Below are 18774 nucleotides of genomic sequence, written 5' to 3'. Positions count from 1 at the left end.
TGGGGCGGAGCTGCCGCGTGCGGCACGCAACCTTTGCACTGCGCCCCAACCTCTAGTATCGCTGCCGGCCACACCCCCCGACTCGGGGCCTGCCACTGCCAATGACCGGATCTTCGCTGCCATGACCCTCTCCCTCACTCGACTCGCCAGCACCATCGTCTCGCTGGCGTCCTGCGCCGTGATCGCGACCATGACGAGCGCGTGCATCTTCGCCGTCGACACCTCCCCGGTCGACTTCGACACCGGCACCGACGCCGGCGACGTCGACGCCTCCTCCTGTTCGCCCCCCTCCGAGCAGGCGCTCTGCGACCAGTACGAGCTGGGGTGTGGGGAGTACGAAGTTCTGGATGAGTGCGGCGAAACGCGCGCGATCAACTGCGGCGGCTGCACGCTCAACGACACCTGCATCAGCGGCGTGTGCGTCTGCCAGCCGGAGAGCCGCGAGGATTTCTGCGCCGGCCGCTCCGCCCAGTGCGGCATCAGCGAAGGCGTCGATCGCTGCGGCAATGAGCGCCGCGTCTTCTGCGGTGAGTGCAACGAAAACGAGGTCTGCCCTCCGGCCACCGGACCCGACGCGGCGCAGCTCTGCCAGGCCGAAGCGCTCTGCACCCCGGCCTGCAACAATGGCGAGTCCTGCATCGACGACCAGTGCGTCTGCACCTCCCCCACCGACGCGGAGCTCTGCGCCGAACACATCGCCGAGCAACCCGACACACAGGCCTGTGGCGAGCTCACCCTGACCGACCGCTGTGGCGTGGCGCGCGCCGTCGACTGCGGCAGCTGCGCCGACGAGGCGCAGTCCTGCTCCACCGCCAACCTCTGCTGCGTGCCGCAGAGCGACGAGGAGCTCTGCGAGCAAAACCAGCGCGAATGCGGCACCCTTGATATCACTGACAGCTGCGGCGAACGTCGGGTCATCTCCTGCGGCGACTGCGGATCGGACTGCTGCAACTCCGGCGTCTGTGAGCCGCGCGCGCTCGGACTTTTCTGCTAATCCTTAAAACCTCTCGCGATGAGCGACCTGCCATGAACGCTGAAACCATCGACACGACCTTTCTCATCGTCGGCGCCGGCATGACCGGGCTGGCCTTTGCCAACTTCCTGGACAGCGACGATGTGCTGATCGTCGAGCGCGACCGGGAGATCGGCGGCTGGTGCAAAACCGTGCACCAGGACGGCTTCGTCTGGGACTACTCCGGCCACTTCTTTCACTTCAAACACCCCGACATCGAGGCCTACCTGCGCGAGCGCATGGACCCCGATGAGGTCATCACCGTCGAAAAGAACTCCCTGATCCACATCGCCGACCACAAAGTTGACTTTCCCTTCCAGAAAAACATCCACCAGCTCCCGAAAGAGCTCTTCATCGACGCGCTCTACGACCTCTTCTTTCGCGAGGAGGCCAGCGCCGAGGCCGACGCGAACTCCTTTAAAGGGATGCTCTACGAGAAGTTCGGAAAATCCATCTCCGAGCTCTTTTTGATCCCCTACAACGAAAAACTCTACGCCTGCGACCTCGAAGAGCTCGATCGCGACGCCATGGGGCGCTTTTTCCCCCACGCCGATCTCAAGAGCATCGTGCGCAACATGCGCCGCCCCGATAACGCCTCGTACAACGCCACGTTCACCTACCCCATCAACGGCGCCATCCGTTACGTGGAGGCCCTCGCCAGTGACATCCCCGAGCAGGCGATGCGCCTGGGCGACGGCGTGCAAAGCATCGATCTGAACCAGAAGGTCGCCACCCTGCAGAGCGGCACACAGGTGCGCTACAAGCACCTGATCTCTTCGGCGCCCTTCGACCGCCTCTTAACGATGAGCGGGCTTCCCCACCAGCCCGAAGACTTCAGCTCCAACAAGGTGCTCGTCTTCAACCTGGGCTTTGATAAAAAAGGCCCCGAAGACGTCCACTGGATCTATTACCCGGAGCGCGATCTCAGCTTCTACCGGGTAGGCTTCTACGACAACATCATGGGCACAGAGCGCATGAGCCTCTACGTGGAGATCGGCCTTGCCTCCGACGCCGAGGTCGATGTCGAGGGCTCCCTCTCCCGCGTACTCACCGACCTCAAACGCGCCGGCGTCATTGAGGATCACGAGCTCGTCTCCCACCACAGCGTCGTGCTCGATCCGGCCTACGTGCACATCACCTCGCGCTCCCGCGCGAGCTTCGATGAACTCTCGGCCATCCTCAAGCAGGCCGGCATCTACTCGGTGGGCCGCTACGGCGGGTGGACCTACTGCTCCATCGAAGACAACATCGTGGAGGCCCGTGCGCTCGCGCAGCGCTTCAACACGCTGGCCCGCTCCTGACAGCCCTGAGCAGCACGCATAAAAAAACCGACCTCGCGCTGAGGTCGGTTTTTTTTGTCGCGTAAGGTCGTGCCGGGCGTCTCAGCCCTCTTCGCCGGGCTGCTCAAGCAGCCAGCGGGTCTGCTCCACGTCCTGCTCCAGCTCCCAGGCGGACTCATCGGCCTGCGGGAAGCCAGTGGGGTCGTGAGCGGTGGCGCGGTTCGTGCTCAAAAAGCTGAACATCACAAAGATGCCGAAGAGCACCAGCACTACGGCCACCATGTGGCTGGGGCGCAGGGTCTCAAAGTAGCGCTGAAGGTCGAAGTTCACAGGTGACGCCACCGCCGCGGCGCCGGAGGCCGCCGGCGTGTTCTGACGCGCGGCCTGCGCGATGGCGCGGGGCTCGGGCGTGGCACGACGCTCTTCGGGGATCGTCAGCGACTGACGCTTGCGGCCGGAGAAGCGCTCGTAGGTCTGAATGACCTGCTCCCCGTCCAGCCCCAGCTCACGGGAGTAGTTGCGAAGATGGCCGCGAAGAAACACCTCGGCGACGTACTCCTCAAAGCGATCGTTCTCCAGATGTTCCAGCATCTGGCGCGGGATACGGGTCATGGTGGCCACATCACTCAACCCCAACCCTTTCTCCTCGCGCGCTTCGCGAAGCATCATTCCGGGCGATTTCATACGACTTCCTTACGCGTTACGACTCGACAACGTGCGCATTCTTCTTTGCTCTGCGGCGACTGCCGGCAGCTGGCCAACTGTCGCGCTTTAAGCTGTGCTGCGTTGATACATCATTCCGCAGGGATTGCAACCCGTATTGGATAAGCTTTTAACCAGTTTAGCCGGCCTTTCGACCACACCCCAGCGGAAGTTTTCCACACCTGCATCCATCGCGCTTTAAATACTTAAAGAGATACTTCAATAGTGCACCGGCCGGCCTACCCCGTCAACAAATCCTAACGTAAAGTCATGTTACACAAGTACTATCTCCCCACCGCCCCCTTCTTGACACCCCAGCGCCCCGCTGATAGCAATGCAGGGTGCCTCAAAGCTGTATTTTTTGCGTTCAAATATCCGCCCAAAATTTCTCGGGTGTGCGTTCGCCTTCACCGCTTTTGAACCGGTCGAGGCCCCGGACCTTTTAAGCGACGCCTGCCCTGGTCGGATCGAGGAGTAACCTATGTTGGTGCGTGTACTGAATCGACTGACCGCAAGCCCCCTGCTCGCCACTCTGGCCGCGGCCGCGCTCTTTATGCCGGCATCTGCGACGGCCGGTGAGTTCACCGACCTGATGGACGCCGCCGATAATTTCGACGATCGCGATCCAGACACTTACGATCCCTTCGACTTCAACCTCGAGCCGACCTTCCGCTTCGACCACGGCACCGCCCGCATCAGCCGCGAGGCAGCGTGTGTGCCCACCGGCGGGTCGAGCAGCACGGTTGATGAGAACCCGCGCCTTGTGCGCGACTCGGGTCGTTGCAGCGAAGCGACGGTGGTGAATAACAAAGAGATGCTCTACCGCCAGACGCGCAGCACGCTCGACATTACGCTGCGCGCCGGCCTCTACAAAGATCTCGAGTTCCGCGCGACCCTCCCCTACGTCTTCGAGTCGAGCCGCGCGCTTAAATACGCCGACGACGATCCCTCCGGGCGTCGCATCGTGGACGCGGCCAACTCGTCGGTCGACCCCAGCGATGACCGCATCCGCCGCCACGCCGAGACGGTGTTTCAGCCCGGCGAGAGCGCCTCGCAGTTTGCGGCAGGGCTCGATGACTTTCAGCTTTATCGTTTCTTCGATCTGAGCAACCAGTACAGCACCGCGCAGACCCGCAGTGGCCTTGCCGACCCGACCATCGGGTTGCACTGGGCGCCCTGGAACGACCACCGCGATCCGACCAAAGCCACGCTGGCCCTGGGCATGGACTACACCATGCCGGTGGCCGAGGTGGAGCGCTTTGATAACAGCGCGGTCGGGCGCGGCCTGCACCAGCTCTCCTGGTCGGTGAACTCGTCGAAGAAGTTCGACTGGATCGAGCCCTACTTCGGCCTGAAGTACAACCTGCCCCTGGCCAGCACCAACTCGCTCTACGGGCGCACCGATCCCAACGCCGACAGCCAGGGCCAGGTGCTGCTCAACCCGCCGATGAGCGGGATGTTCACCGTGGGCACCGAGTTCATCCCCTATGAAGATGCCGAGACCGGCGCGCGCTACGGCATCGACCTGCGCTTTAGCTTCGGCTACACCAGCGAAGGCCGAGACTACACCGCGCTCTTCGACCACATGACCAGCGACGACAACGTCTGTAACAACCGCACCATCGACTCGGTCCGCCCGGAGTTCGACGGCGACGGCAACCTGCTCAACCCCGATGACGTGGCCTGCGCCTGGGTCGTGCGCCAGCCCTCCAACGCTCGCCCCTTGCCCATCTACGACGTGCGTGAGGCGATCGAGAGCGGCGACACCTCCGAGTTCGCCTTCCGCGACCTCGCCACGGTGGGAAGCTACGGCACCTTCGCCGGGCAGCTGGGCCTGAACCTGCAGCCTTCGCCCTACTTCCAGTTCAAGGCGGTCGGCGGCATCACCCACCACCAGTCGCACCTGATCACCAACGCGCGCACCGGTCGCAACTCGAGTCAAAGCAACGACGACACCGTCGCGCTCACCGGCCCCGACGCGCGCTACGAGCGCAACCCGGCGTACAACCCCAGCTACGACAACTCCGGGGCGCGCTTCCGCATCGAGAACTACAACATCTGGCACTTCGCGGTGACCGCGGCGCTGCAATTCTGAGCGCGCCATCCGAAGTCTGAAATGAGAAAAACCCCCGACGCACGCGTCGGGGGTTTTTCTATTCAGGGAATCGCGTTGTGGAGGCAGATGTGCGGCCGACTCAGGCCCCGCGCGTCCCCTCCACCGCGGCGATGCGCGCGTAGATCGCCGAGCGCGGAAGCTCACTAACCCTGGCGAGCACCTCCTTGATGCTGCGGGCGCTCAACCCCTGGTCGAGCAGCGCGCCGATGAGGCGGTCGGCCTGCGCCTCCTCCTCGCTCACTTCAGCCGCCTGGCCCGGCGCAACCACGAGCACAAGCTCCCCGCGTAGCTCCTCCTCCCGCGCGGCGACCTGCCTGCGAACCTCGGCCACCGGCCCCCAGAAGTACTCCTCGAAGCGTTTGGTCAGCTCTCTGCCCACACACACCTCGCGTTCCGGCCCGCAGACGGCCTCCAGATCGCTCAGGGCTTCTTCGAGACGTCGGGGAGACTCGTAGTAGATGACCGTCACGCCCAGGCCCTCCAGGGCCTTGCAGCGCGCCTGGCGAGCCGCGGATTTCGGCGGCAAAAACCCCTCAAAGTAGAAGCGGTCGCTGGGAAGCCCCGAGGCGCTCAGGGCGACGGTGGCGGCCACCGGCCCGGGGAGCGCCACGACCTTCACGCCGGCCTGTCGCGCCGCACGCACCAGCCGGTAGCCCGGATCCGAGATGGTGGGGGTGCCCGCATCGCTGATGAGCACGACCTGGCGGCCGGCCTCAAGCTCCTCGACCAGACGCTCCGCCTGGGACTGGGCGGTGTGATCGTCGTAGCGCCACAACTTCGGCCTCCCCTCAACCCGCGCCACCCCGAGGCGCTCCAGGAGTTTGCCGGCGTTGCGGGTGTCTTCACACGCGATGATGTCGGCCTCCCGCAACGCCTCCAGCTGGCGGGGGCTTAAATCGTCGAGGTTTCCAATGGGGGTCGGGCACACAACGAGCATGGCGTACGCTCCACTCTCATTTCAGATCGTCTGTTCAACGACGCGACTCACAGGGCCTGCCCCGGCTGCTGCGCAACCCGCGGCGCCCCGCAAAAAAGGGCGGCCGCCACATGGTGTGACGGCCGCCCTCTTCACTGGCAGGGGATGACCCGGGCGGTCAAGCCCCCGGCCTTATTTACCGATCGCCAGCCCCAGCTCCTCGCGAAGCTGGAAGTACTCTTCGCTGATGGAGAAGAGCACCAGCTCGCGGATCTTCTCTTTGACGCTGGCTTTGCCCATCGGAACAAGGTCGCTCTTGATGCAGCCGGCAGCGGTATGAAGATCACCGCAGATGAGCAGACCCATGCGAATCGCGGTGTGCTCCACCGCCAGCACCCATTCCGAGAGGTTGGGGTTCTGGCCCTTGCTCAGGAACTGCTTCATCGCCTTCTGCGCCTGCATCAGCATCGGGCCGGGAAGCGCCATGAGCTCTTCCTTGATCGGCGCGCCCTGCTCACCGAGCGTCGCGCCAATGCCTAAGCTCGGGTCGGTGATGTCCATCAGCCCCATAAAGAGCAGCTTGAGGAACTCCGTGGGCTGACCGATCGAGCCGACGTAGTGACGCGGCATCACCCAGGTGAGCGACTTGGCGATGATAAACGCCAGCTCGCGGTCGCCGCTCTTCTGGCGCACATCGCCACCGATGATCACCGCCGCCGGATCGACGTTGGCGTTGCGCATGCCCATGGCCTGGTCACCCTTGAGGTAGACAAGGGGCGCGGGCAAGAGCTGCATCGTCTGGGCGACGTAGCGGTAGACGTTGTTAAAGGGCGTCTGCTCCTCGAGGTTCACCAGGTCGCGCTTCTTATGCACGCCCCAGTCCTTGATGGAAGAGAGCGAGTACATCGGGCGAAGCCCCTGGCCGAGCACCGTCATGATGTAGGTGATCAGCACATCCTGGCGCGGGTGGTAGAGGCGCTTGTACATCTCCTCGTTGAAGGTCCCGCGCGCCGGCTGCATATGGGCGCCCAGGTACTTCTTGTAGAAGGTCTCCTCCTGCTCCGAGGCGCTCTGCAGGAAGCTGAGCGCGCCGGCCATGCACCAGGCTTTGTCGTACTGCTTGGTCTGGATGTAGCTCTTAAAGAGCACCCGGTAGCTCTCCACGCGGAACTGGTCGAGCTCAATGAGCTTGCGATGCTGCTCAATGGCGCCCTCCGGATCGCTGCCGGTCTTCTCGTAGAGCTCGGCCAGAATCAGGCGCAACTTCTCGTCGGAGGGGTTCAAGCCCACGGCGATCTTATACGCCTCAATGGCCGTCTCCATGTCGCCCAGACGCGTACGATAGATCTCGCCGAGGTTCTGCCAGAGCAGCGTCTTGACGCTCTCCATCTGACCGTCGTCGTGCTCGCTGACGCGGTGAAGCATGCGGCGGTAGGCGCGCGAGAGCTCCTTCCATTCCTTCTGCTTGGTGAGGATGCGATCGATGGCCTCAAAGGCCTTGAGCATCTTCACGTCCACATCGAGCGTCTCATCGAAGAGGGCGACGGCCTGCATCGGGTCGTCGATCTCATCGCGGTAGATGACGGCCGCGGTGTAGTAGTACTTGGCGATGCGGCCCGGATCCTGCTCCTGCTCGATGATGCGCTTGAGGATGTCGACGGCCTCATGCCACTGGCGAGTCTTGGTGTAGAGATCGAGCAGCTTGCGCAGGATGACCACGCTCTTGGGCTCCAGCGCCAGCGCTTGCTCGTAGGCATCGACCGCCGCCGGGGGCTGGTTGAGCTTGGTGGCCAGCAGATCACCCATCTTGGAGAGGTGGGCGAAGCGGGCGGTCGCGTCATCTTCGGCGTCGAGCAGCCATCGGGTGTAGTGGACCACGTCCTCCCACTTGCTCTGGGCCTCGGAGACCTCCACCAGGTTGACCAGCGTGGGACGATGCTGCGGGCTGAGCTCGAGCGTCTTCTCAAAGTACTGGCTGGCCTTGCGCATCTCGCCAAGCGTTTTGCGCACCGAGCCCAGGCGGAAGTAGATCTCAGCCAGCTCGGGCGTCTCCAGCTTATCGGCGTGATGCAGCTGCAGCGCCTGGAGCACCTTGGAGGCCTGCTCCCACTCCTCGCGGTTGTAGAGCAGCTGACCGAGGCCCTTGAGCGTCTCCATATCGTTCGGATCGAGCTCGTAGGCGTTGCGGTAGGCCGCAAGGGCACGCTCGGGCTGAGCGAGCTGGTCGTAGGCCTGCGCCAGCTGCAGCTGACGGCGGTGAAGCTCGCTGGCCGGCGCAGATCCCTGGCTGAAGACGCCGATGACCATCTCCAGGAGCGGGATGGCGCGCTCAAAACGGCGCTCGCGCACGTACACATCGATCAGAGGTTCAGCCGCCTCGGTGATGCGGGGCTCAAGCTCCAGGGCCGACTCGTAGTAGCGCAGCGCGCTGACCTCATCGCCGACCTGCTCCTCGTAGATCTTCCCGATCTCGCACTGCAGCGCAGCCTTCGCGCTCAAGTCACGGGTGGCCTCCTCGGCCGCCTTAAGCACGCGAATCAGGCTCTGCCACTCCTGCTGAATCGCCAGCAGGTTGCGCACCGCATCGAGCACACCCGGGTGGGTCGGCTCCAGGCGCAGCGCCGAGAGGTAGGCGTCTTCGGCGTTGGCGTGGTCGTGAAGCTGGCTCTCCATCAGCTGGCCGGCGCGGAAGTACACATCCACGCGCCCGGCGGGATCTTCGAGCTGGTCGGCCAGGCGGTTGTACGCCTCGACCGCGCTCTCCCAGTTGCTGGTGGACTCATGCAGTTGCGCAAGCTCCGACCAGAGCTGCGGGTTAATCGGCTCCAGCCCCAACGCGGCGTTGAACGCCTCGATGGCCGAGTGCGGATCGCGCACCTGGTCGCGTTGCACGCGCCCAAGCTCGGTGTAAAGCGCGACCTTCTCATCGCCTCGCTGCGAGAGCTCGATGTGGCGTTGCAACACATCGACAAGCTCAAACCAGCGCTCCAGCGCCATGTAGAGACGCTCGAGGTTCTCAATGGCGGTGACGTTCTCCACGTCCACCATCAAGATGTGGTTGTAGCTCTCAACGGCGCGCTCCATATCGCCGAACTGGCCCTCAAAGACGCCGGCCATCTTGCCGTAGATCGTCACCTGAGCGTCGGGCTCGTGGGTCAGCGCCAGGCGCTGCTCAAGCACGTCCACAAGCTCATCCCACTGCCCGCTCTGGGTGTAGAGACGCTCCAGAGCTTCGAGCGTGGGGGCGTGGGTCTGATCGACGGTGAGCACGTCACGGTAAGCCATGATGGCCTGACCGATGTCGCCAAGCTGAACTTCCCAGAGTTCGGCGGCGCGGCTCTTAATGGCCACAATCGCGTCGGGATCGTAGGTGGCGCCGGCCTTCTGCTCGAGCACCGCCACGAGCTCTTCCCAGCGCTCGAAGGTCTCAAAGACGCGCTCCAGGCTCTCCATCGCCAGGATGTCGGTCGGGTCGATGACCAGGATCTCGCGGTAGGCTTCCACCGCCTGATCCACCTCGCCGAGCTGCATTTCGCTGAGTTCGCCGAGCTTACGCCACAGCTCGATGCGCGAGTCCGGCTCACCGACCAGATCAACCTGGGTGCGCAGCACCTGGGCAAGCTCCGGCCAGGCGGCAAGGCGGCGGTAGAGCCCCTCGAGCATCTCCAGGATCTCGATGCTGTCCGGGTTGATCGCCAGCGCACGCTGCAGGTGGTAGACGGCCTCATCGGGCTGGTTGAGCTCGATGGCGCGCCACTGGCCCACAAGGCGATGAAGCTCGGCAGCCTGCGGCGAGTCGTCGATGGCACGAAGTACATCGCCAAAGCGGCTGACGGCTTCTTCCCAGAGCCCGGTCTGACGCGCGAGCCGTTCAATATCGGCGATCAGCGCCTCATCGCTCATCGTCTCCGGCCCAAAGGCCGAGAGCAGCACGACGAGCGAGTTTTCGGGCTGCATCAGGTTCTCTTCGAAGATGCGCGCGGCGTTTCGCAGGTTCTCCACGCGCTCGAAGACGTCGTCGCCGACCATCTCGGCGCGGTCCAGGTAGACGCCGGCGAGCTGCTCAAAGCCCTCCGAGGTTCCCTGCTCCAGGAAGATGGCTTCCAGCGCGCGGCTGGCCGACATCCGCATCGGATCGATCTCGAGCACCGCGCGGTGGTACTGTACGGCCCGGTCGCGATCGAGAAGTTTTGTCTCCCAGATCTCGGCGACGCGGGTGAGCAGCTCAATCTGCTGCTCGGCGTCCTGCATCCGATCGGCCTTCAGCTCAAGCACCTGGGCGGCTTCCTCCCAGCGACTCTCCTGGAGGTAGAGCCCTTCGAGCTCATCGAGGGCCTGGTCGTGGCCGGGATCAAGCCCCAGCACGTTCTTCCAGGCGTCGATAGCCGCGTCGGGGTTCATGAGCATATCGCCCTGCACCCGGCCAAGCTCCACCCACAGGTCGAGCTTGCGCTCGTGGGCGACCTGCTCGTGGGCGATGAGGCGCTCGACCATCTCGGCCTGCTGCTGGTAGTCGGCCTGACGGGTGGCGATATCGTGCAACGCCTCGAGCGCCGGCAGATGACGCCCATCCAGCCCGAGCACCGCCGTCCAGGCGTCCTGGGCCTGAATCTCATCGTTGAGGTACTCGCCATAAATGGTGCCGAGCGACTCATAAAGGTTGAGCTGCTCGTCGGGATCCTGGCTCAGCTCCACCTCGCGACGAAGCACACCCACCAGATCATCCCAGCGCTCACCATCGAGGTAGAGGCGGCGAAGTTCGCCGAGCGCCATGCGATCATCGGGGCGCAGCTCGCTGGCGCGCTCCCACAGATCGACGGCGTCGTCGGTGCGACCGAGCATATCTTCGGCGATGCGCGCCATACGCGCCTGGTAGTCGGCCTGCTCATCCGGGTCGTGGGTGAGCTGCGAGCGACGCTCCAGCACATCGAAGAGGGGCTCCCAGGACTGCAGCGCGGTGTGAATCTGCTCCAGGTTGGCCAGCGCCTGCTCGTGGTCGGGCTGAATGCTCAGGATGCGCTCATAGGTCGACACAGCCTGATCGTAGTCGGTGAGCTGCTCGGCAAAGACCTGCGCCAGGCGGAAGTTCAGCTCCACGACCTCCAGCTCGTCGTAGGTGCCCTCGACGCGGCGCTCCAGCACCCCGGCCAGATCCGCCCAGCGCGCCTGCGCCAGGTAAATGCGGTCGAGCGCGGCCAGCGCCTCGGCGTGGGTCGGGTCAAGCTCAAGCCCCTTGAGGTACGCCATCTCGGCGTCTTCAAACTGCTCCAGGCGAGCATCCAGGATGGTCGCCACGCGCAGCCAGAGGCCGAGCGCGGCGTCATCGGTGATCTGCGGGCTCTCCAGCGCGTCGGCGTAGAAGGAGGCCGCCGCGCCCCAGTCGAGCGTCTGCTCGGCCAGGCGCTCGATCTCGGCGATGGCCATCTCATCGTCAGGACGCTCCACCAGCGCGGCACCGTAGGCCTGCATCGCACGGCCGAAGTCCTGCAGCGGGTCGAGGAAGATGCGCGCCACCTGGGTGAGCAGCTCGTAGCGCTCGATGGGATCCTCGAGCATCTCCAGGCGCTGCAGGTAGATCTCGACCAACTTCTCGTGCTGGCCTTTCTCCAGGTAGTAGGGCTCCAGGATGTCGCTGATGCGCTGGACCTGACGCCCTTCCATGAACATCTGCTCCAGGTTGTCGATGGCCTGGGCGTTGTCCGGCTCCTCCAGGAGCACTTCCTGGTAGGTGGAGATGGCGTTCTCGGCGTCGTCGAGCGCGGCCTGGTAGAGCAGGCCCAGTCGCAGGCGAAGCTCCAGCGCCTCGGCGGGGTCTTCGCTGCTGAAGATGCGGGTGCGCAGGATCTCGGCCAGGTTCGCCCACTCCCCTTCACGCTGGTAGAGGCGGTCGAGCGCGAGGATCGCGTCGTTTTGCTCCGGCTCAATCTCAAGCACGCGGGTATAGCGGGTGATGGCCTGCTGCGGCTGGTCGAGCTCTTCTTCGAAGATGCGCGCCACGCGCAGGTGCAGCGCGGTGGCAACTTCAAAGTCGGTGACCGAGACCAGGCGCTGATCGATCTGCTCGATGAGCACATCCCAGGCGCCGAGCTGGCTGGCGAGTCGCTCCAGGGTATCGACGATCTCGACGCGACCGGCGTCGACGTTGAGGGCTTCGACGTAGGTGGTAAACGCCTCGGCCGCATCGCCCATCTGCTGCTCCACGATCGGACCGACCTCTTTGTAGAGTTCGATGCGGCGATCGGGATCTTCGGTGGCGTCGATCAGCAGGCGGTAAACCCAGACCAGCTTCTCCCACTGGCCGGCCTCCCGGTAGAGGGGCTGCAGGACCTGGGCGGCCTCCACGCTCTGCTCGTTGCGCTCCACGAGCCCCTCCAGCGCCTCGATCGAGGGCTGGTGCTCGGGGTTCTGCGAGAGCACATCCTGATAGACCTCCACGGCCCGCAGCGCATCGCCCAGCTGAACTTCCCAGAGGCGGCCGGAGCGGTATTTGAGCGTCTCGATCTCTTCGGCGTATGGCGAGAGCTGCAGCTGCTGCTCAAGCGTCTCGAGGAGCTCATGCCACTGCTCGGTGGCCTCAAAAAGCTCATCGAGTTTCTCCAGCGCGTTCTTCTCGCTGGCGTCCAGATCGAGCACCCGGCGGTAGGTGTCGATGGCGTCGTCGGGCTGCTGCAGATGCTCCTGGTAGATGGCGCCCATCACATAGAGCAGGTCTTTGCGCGCGGCGTCATCGTCAGCCAGGTCGAGCTTGCGCTGGTAGATGTCGAGCAGGTCGTGCCAGCGCTCCATCTCGGTGTAGAGCACTTCGAGACGGTCAATGGCGTGACGGTCGGCCTCATCGATGGCCAGGGCGCGGTGGTAGACCTCCACAGCCTCGTCCGGCCCGGAGAGGATGTCCTCAAAGAGCGTGCCGGCCTGGTGAAGAAGATCTTTGCGCTCATCGAGATCTTCGACGAGCTCGGACTTCGTCACAAGAATCTGCACCAGCTCCGACCACTCCTGGGTGTGGCGGTAGATGGTCTCAAGCTCCTCCACGGTCTCAAGATCGGCCGGGAAGAGATCGAGCACGGCGTGCAGGTGCACGGTGGCCCGGTCAAGCTCGGCCAGGGGCTCGATGTAGATGGCCGCGGCCCGACGCATCATGTCGCGCTTCACATCGGGATCGGTCTGGTACTCGGCCTCCTGTTCGAAGACCTGCACGAGCTCCTCAAAGCTCTGGGTCGCCTCACCGATGCGGTAGAGGTTGTCGAGGGTGGCCTCGTTGGCAACATCATCGCGCAGCGCACGAGCGTAAGTCACGAACGCCGATGCAATATCCTGCAGCTCGCCCTCGTGCAGCGCGGCGATGCGGTGCAGAAGCGCGACGCGCTCGTCGGGGTCCTGGCTGACTTCCACCTGAACCTCAAGCGCGGTGACCTGACGCGCGGCGTCGCCGCGCTCGGTGTAGATCGGCTCGAGGATCTTAGAGATGCGAGCGCGCGGGGCGCCCTCCTGCATCATCAGGACTTCCATCGCGGCGTTGGCCGCCATGTTATCGGCGTCGGCAGTCAAAACCTCTTCGTACAGGTCGACGGCGCGTGAGGCGTCGCCGAGCTGTGCTTCGACAAGCGCGGCCAGGCGGTTCTTGATGGGAAGCTGCGCCTCCTCATCGACCAGCTCCAGCTCCTGCTCGAGGTTCGAGGCAAGCTCGTTCCACATCGCCTCGGCCTCATAGATGCGGTCGAGTTCAGCGTAGGCGCGCAGGTTCTCCGGAGCGTCTTCGAGGATCTCCAGGTAGATCGCGATGGCCTGATGCGCATCCTCAAGAAGCGTCTCCCAGACCTGGGCTTTGCGGAACTTCAGCGCCTCGGCGTCGGCGGCGTCTTCGGTCTGCTCGATCTTGCGATCGAAGACCTCCAGCAAGTCGCGCCAGGCCTCGGTGGTGATGAAGAGCTCTTCGAGATCATCGAGCGCGCGGGCGGAGCCGGCGTCGATGAGCAGGACCTCTTCGAGGTTGCGGCGGGCTTCGTCGTAGGCTTCGCGGCGCTCGGCGTTCACCGTGGCGAGCACAAAGAAGTAGCCGACGCGAAGTTCGTCATCCTCAATCTCGGGGAGGACGGCCTCGTAGGCTTCGACGAAAGCGTCCCAGAGCTCGAGCTCGTGGGCGATGCGGTAGAGCTGCTCGCGAGCCGAGGCGTCGGCCGGATCGCTCGCGATGACGCGGGCGTAGCGCTCAAAGGCGCGGGCGCCCTCGCCCAGCTCATGGAGCAGAACATCGCCGGCGCGACGCTCCAGCTCGCGGCTGGCCTCGGCGTCGTCGGCAGCCTGGGCCTGGATGCTCAGCGAGCCCACCAGATCTTCCCAGCGACCGTGAATTTCGTAGACGGGCTCGAGGATCGTGGCGACGCCGGCCTTAAAGAGCTCGTCGTCCAGAAGACGCTCAAGCGCTTCGCAGGCCTCAGCGTGGTCCGGGCGCCAGAGCACAACTTTGGCCAGCGCGGCGACCGCCTCTTCGACCTCGCCAAGGTGGTCCAGACAGACCAGGCCAAGCTCAAAGCGCAGCGCGCTCAAGAACTCGACGTCGTCTTCGGTGTAGTAGGCGGGCGCGCCGAGGTCGATGGCGTCGAGATCTTCAATCTCCTCGATCGCTTCTTCCTGCGCGGCTTCCACCGCATCGACGGCGGAGTCTTCGTCGCCGGACTCGGCAGCGATCTCCTGAGCAACGGAATCATCGCTCAGATCGGCCAGCACATCGTCGACGTCATCGCCGCCTGCAAAGCCCTCGCCGAACATCGAGCGCTCCTGCGGAGCGCCCTCGCCAATGAGCGCCTCGATGTCGACCAGGTTCGTGGCGTAGCGGCGGCTCTTCAGCCGGGCGCGACGCTCCACCAGGTCGATCTCCTTGCGGATCACGTCGGCCAGGTCGGCGTACTCTTCTTCCTGAGCATAGAGGCGATGCAGCTCGGCCAGAGACGTGAAGTTATGCGGGTCGAGCTCCAGCGCCTCATTATGGCGAGCGATGGCCGTGACCACATCGGAGGCTTCCACCTCGGCGATGCGGGCCATGCCCTGGAGGATCTGCACCCGGGCGTCGCGGTCGTCCTCAAGCTCCAGGCGGTGGCGGTAGACCTGCATCAGGTCGTCCCAGCGCGCGCTGGCAAAGTAGATGCGCTCCATGGCTTCGAGCGCGCGCAGGTTGTCTTCCTCCACGTCGAGCACGGCCTGGAACTGCTCGAGCGCAGCGTCCAGATCACCGAGTTCCTCGGAGAGCACGCGGCCCAGAAGTGCACGCACCTCCAGGACCTGGGCCTCATCAAGGTCGGCGTCGAGCGCCTGGCGATAATGTTCCACCAGCGTCGACCACTCTCCGGCCTCGCCAGCGGTGGCCTCAAGTTCTGCGACCACGTCGAGCTCAGCGGGAACCTCGAGGAAGGCCTGGCTGAAGCGGGCAAACGCCCCGTCAACATCACCGAGGCTGTCGCGGTGCAGACGCGCAAGTTTGAGCTGAAGCGCCTTACGTTCGGCGGGCTCCTCGCAGTGCGAGAGCACGATCTCCAGGGCCGACTTCAACTTCTCTGCGTCACCGGCCTCCTCGTAGATCGGGGCGAGTTGGGCAGCGGCGGCTTCGTTCTCGGCGTCGAGCTGAAGGACACGCTCAAGCTCGCGCTCGGCGCGGTTGGTATCGTCGAGTTCTTCACGCCAGATGCGCGCGGAGCGAAGCAGGAGTTCGATCTTGACGTCGTCTTCTTTGATCGTGCCGCTGAGCGTGCCGAGGATGCGCACAAGGTCGGAGTACGCATCCGACTCGGCATAGAACGCCTCAAGCTCATCCCACTGGCGGTTGTCGATGTAGAGCCGCTCAAGCGCCTTGCGGGCCTTGAGGTCATCGGGATCGAGCGCGAGCGCGCCCTTCCAGGCCTCGGTGGCGCGCTGGCTGTCTTCCAGGCGGTCGGCGTAGAGCATGCCGAGCTTCTGGTAGAGCTTCATCGACTCGGCGGCGTCATCGCTCTGAGCGACTTTCAGCTCGAGAATCTCGGCCAGCGCCTCATAGTCGCGGTTCTTCTCGTAGAGCGTCTCCAGGGCGTCGAGGGCGTCGGCGTCGGCCGGGGCAACTTCGCGAACTTCCAGCCAGAGCTCGGTGGCGACCTCCGGCTTACGCAGCTTGTCAGTGGCCAGGCGCGCGACCTCTTTCAGGCCTTCAGCGCGAGCTTCATCGGAGTCGAAGGTCTCGATCTCACGCTTGGAGACCTCGATCAGGCTCTCCCAGTCGCGGCGCTTCTCGTACATCTCCTTGAGGAAGGTGATCGCGTCGCTGTTGTAGGGCTCGATCTCGAGAACCTGTTCGTAGGCTTTGATCGCCTCGGCCTGGTTGCGGAACTTCTCGATGAAAAGAGTCGCAATCTGGCTGTAGATCTCAACCTTCTGCTCGGCCGTCGGGACGATCTCGGCCTTGGTCTGCAGCATGTTGATAAGATCCGACGACATGTTCATGTCGCCGTAGAGCTCGATGAGCTGGTCGATGGCGTCGAGGTCTTCGGGGGCGAGCGCGAGGATCTCTTTGTAGATGTTGATCGCCATGCGATCCTGGTTCATCTCCTCGCGGTAGACGCGGATCACCTCGTAGAGAAGATCGACCTTATCTTCGACGCGATCGTCACCGAGCCCCTCGACCTCCTGCTTGACGAGATCGACGTACATCGGCCATTTGCCGGCGCGCTTATAGAGGATCTTGAGGCGGCTCTTGACCTGCTCGGCATCGACCTGGCGCTCCAGGCGGCGCAGCGCGTCGATCTCTTTGTCGGGCTCATTGAGCGCCGCGGCCAGGTCGGCCATGCGCAGGTAGACCTTGAGCGCGCGCTCATCGGCGTCGAGGTCGGCGTGGCGCTGCTCCAGGCTGCGCTGGAACTTGCGCCAGTTGGACTGGGCTTCTTCCAGATCGGAGAGGGCATCGAGCACCGCCTCATCGTTGACCTCTTCGGCGATGGAGCGGGCCATCTCCACGTCGCTGAGTTCGTAGAGAGCGATGCGCGCGCGGAGCGCGCCGCCGCCTTCCACGCCCGAGGACTCGACCGCAGCGAGCGCCCCGCTCCAGAAGTCGTTGTCGGCGTAGAGGTAGCTGACGCGCTTGTAGTACTCGAGACCTTGATCCGCAGCGAGCGCTCGCTCAAAGAGCGCGACACCTTCGCTGGCGTCGGTGGTGTGGCGGGCCTGCAGGCGCGCGGCGCGCACAAGAAGGCGCAGGCCTTCCTCGCCGCCGGCGTCTTCGGCGCGCTCGACCATCGCCGCAAAGCGGTCGCGCCAGTCGCGCGAGGCGCTGGCCGGCGCTTCGTCGGCCACAACCTCAAACTCTTCCATCGCTTCGAGTTCTTCGAGTTCTTCGGAGGCGTCAGCAGCTTCCAGTTCGGCGGCTTCGTCGTCTTCGGACGCCTCAAGCGCCTCGGCATCGTCGAGTTCTTCGGCCTCGACAAGAGCTTCGAGTTCGTCGACTTCGTCGGCGGCTTCCAGCGCCTCTTCGTCTTCATCGGAAGCGTCCAGCGCTTCCATCTCTTCGACGACTTCCTCATGTTCATCGACGTCGTCGGCCACTTCGACATCTTCGATATCTTCGACTTCGGCGGCTTCCAGCGCTTCGTCTTCCTCCGCCTCAGAGGCTTCCAGCGCTTCGAGTTCCTCAAGCTCTTCAACCTCATCGGCGGCTTCCAGAGCCTCGACCTCCGAGTCGGCCTCGGCATCGAGGGCTTCGACCGGAAGATCGGGGAGGTTGTCGGCGACGGGCTCCGCCTCCACCTCTTCGAGCATCAGGGACTCGTCGAGCTCCATCGTCATCGGCGCCGCTTCGGCGGCCTCGACGGGAAGCTCCGGGATCTCTTCAGAGACGGGCTCCGGTTCGATCTCTTCGAGCATCAGAGAGTCGTCGAGCTCCATCGTCATCGGAGCGGCTTCCGCCTCCACCTCTTCGACCGCCGAGATCTCTTCGATGGCGTCGAGCTCCACACCTTCGGGCTCAAAGCCCAGGGCGACGGCGGCCTGCAGGGCCTCGGTGTTGGTGGGGTCCTGCTCCCAGGCGAAGACAAAGCACTGGCGTGCGCTGTCGGCGCTGTCCAGGTAGTCGCGGTAGATCTCACCGACGGTCAGCGAGAGCGCGGACTGCCGCAGGGGATCGGCGGTCTGCTCGATCTCCTCGATCATCAGCGTGGCGAGCTTCTCCCAGGCGGCCTGCTTGCGGGCGAGCACCTGACGCGACCAGAGCGCGATGACGTTGTTCGGGTCGAGATCGAGCGCCCACTTGTAGGCGGTGTCGGCCTGCTCCAGGTCGCCCACGAAGTCTTCCAGGATCGAGCCCATCCGCTGGTAGAGCCGGCTCTGGTAGCCACCGTCGGTGTCGTGCTCAAGGGCCTCAGCGAAGAAGCTCTGGAGCTGATCGGCGTCGTCCTGCAACGCGAGCTGAAAGAGGTAGGCCTCGACGCTGACCAGGGTGTCTTCACCCACGGTCAGCGAGTGGCTGAGCAGCTCTACGCTGCGCTCCAGGTCGTTGAGACGACCACCGGCCATGCGCGCGGCCTCAAGGTAGAGACGCGCGGCGGCGTCGCGCGAGGCAGAACCCTGCGCGCGCTCCTCAAAGATCGCCACCAGCTCGGCCAGCTCCTCGGTCGACCCGAAGGCCTCCTCCAGACGGCCCACGGGCGCGAGATCGTAGGGGTTAGCTTCCAGCTGGGCGACGTATTCCTGAACCTGGTTTTCGCGATTCATGTGCTCTTTGGTCGGCCTGGAG

Annotated in this window: 6 protein-coding genes; 3 read left to right on the top strand and 3 right to left on the bottom strand. The window is 64.3% G+C overall.

Features of this window, described 5'->3' with window-relative positions; translation table 11 throughout:
• The first annotated feature begins 121 nt into the window (after positions 1–121).
• The gene (locus FRC98_RS05405) at positions 122–994 is read left to right on the top strand and encodes a hypothetical protein (protein ID WP_146980274.1); all 873 of its coding nucleotides are present in this window, start codon (positions 122–124) and stop codon (positions 992–994) included.
• A 32-nt stretch (positions 995–1026) separates the two neighbouring features.
• Positions 1027–2313, top strand: a complete 1287-nt coding sequence (locus tag FRC98_RS05400) for a protoporphyrinogen/coproporphyrinogen oxidase (RefSeq protein WP_146980273.1) — start codon at positions 1027–1029, stop codon at positions 2311–2313.
• 81 nt (positions 2314–2394) lie between these two features.
• Here the strand turns inward: FRC98_RS05400 and FRC98_RS05395 are convergent, their stop codons facing one another.
• Positions 2395–2976, bottom strand: a complete 582-nt coding sequence (locus FRC98_RS05395; protein WP_146980272.1) for a helix-turn-helix domain-containing protein — start codon at positions 2974–2976, stop codon at positions 2395–2397.
• Positions 2977–3475: 499 nt separating this feature from the next.
• On the opposite strand from FRC98_RS05395, the gene FRC98_RS05390 reads away from it, so the two are divergent.
• Positions 3476–5089 (top strand): hypothetical protein, encoded by a 1614-nt coding sequence (locus FRC98_RS05390; protein ID WP_146980271.1) that lies wholly within the window; start codon positions 3476–3478, stop codon positions 5087–5089.
• Positions 5090–5189: 100 nt separating this feature from the next.
• On the opposite strand, the gene rsmI is transcribed toward FRC98_RS05390, so the two are convergent.
• Together rsmI and FRC98_RS05380 are read right to left on the bottom strand one after the other, a co-directional pair.
• Positions 5190–6047, bottom strand: coding sequence for a 16S rRNA (cytidine(1402)-2'-O)-methyltransferase (gene rsmI / locus FRC98_RS05385; protein ID WP_146980270.1), 858 nt, complete (start codon positions 6045–6047; stop codon positions 5190–5192).
• Positions 6048–6218: 171 nt separating this feature from the next.
• Entirely contained in the window at positions 6219–18752 is a 12534-nt protein-coding gene (locus tag FRC98_RS05380; protein WP_146980269.1) for a tetratricopeptide repeat protein, read from the bottom strand.
• Between the last annotated feature and the right edge of the window lie 22 nt (positions 18753–18774).

This window comes from Lujinxingia vulgaris (genome assembly GCF_007997015.1).
In the GTDB taxonomy this organism is placed as follows: domain Bacteria; phylum Myxococcota_A; class Bradymonadia; order Bradymonadales; family Bradymonadaceae; genus Lujinxingia; species Lujinxingia vulgaris.
This window is presented reverse-complemented; position numbering and strand designations above follow the sequence as displayed.

Bases quoted from the DNA above. Each gene is read 5' to 3' on its own strand.
- FRC98_RS05405 (WP_146980274.1), top strand. From the start codon at position 122: ATGACCCTCTCCCTCACTCGACTCGCCAGCACCATCGTCTCGCTGGCG.
- FRC98_RS05400 (WP_146980273.1), top strand. From the start codon at position 1,027: ATGAACGCTGAAACCATCGACACGACCTTTCTCATCGTCGGCGCCGGC.
- FRC98_RS05395 (WP_146980272.1), bottom strand. From the start codon at position 2,976: ATGAAATCGCCCGGAATGATGCTTCGCGAAGCGCGCGAGGAGAAAGGG.
- FRC98_RS05390 (WP_146980271.1), top strand. From the start codon at position 3,476: ATGTTGGTGCGTGTACTGAATCGACTGACCGCAAGCCCCCTGCTCGCC.
- rsmI (WP_146980270.1), bottom strand. From the start codon at position 6,047: ATGCTCGTTGTGTGCCCGACCCCCATTGGAAACCTCGACGATTTAAGC.
- FRC98_RS05380 (WP_146980269.1), bottom strand. From the start codon at position 18,752: ATGAATCGCGAAAACCAGGTTCAGGAATACGTCGCCCAGCTGGAAGCT.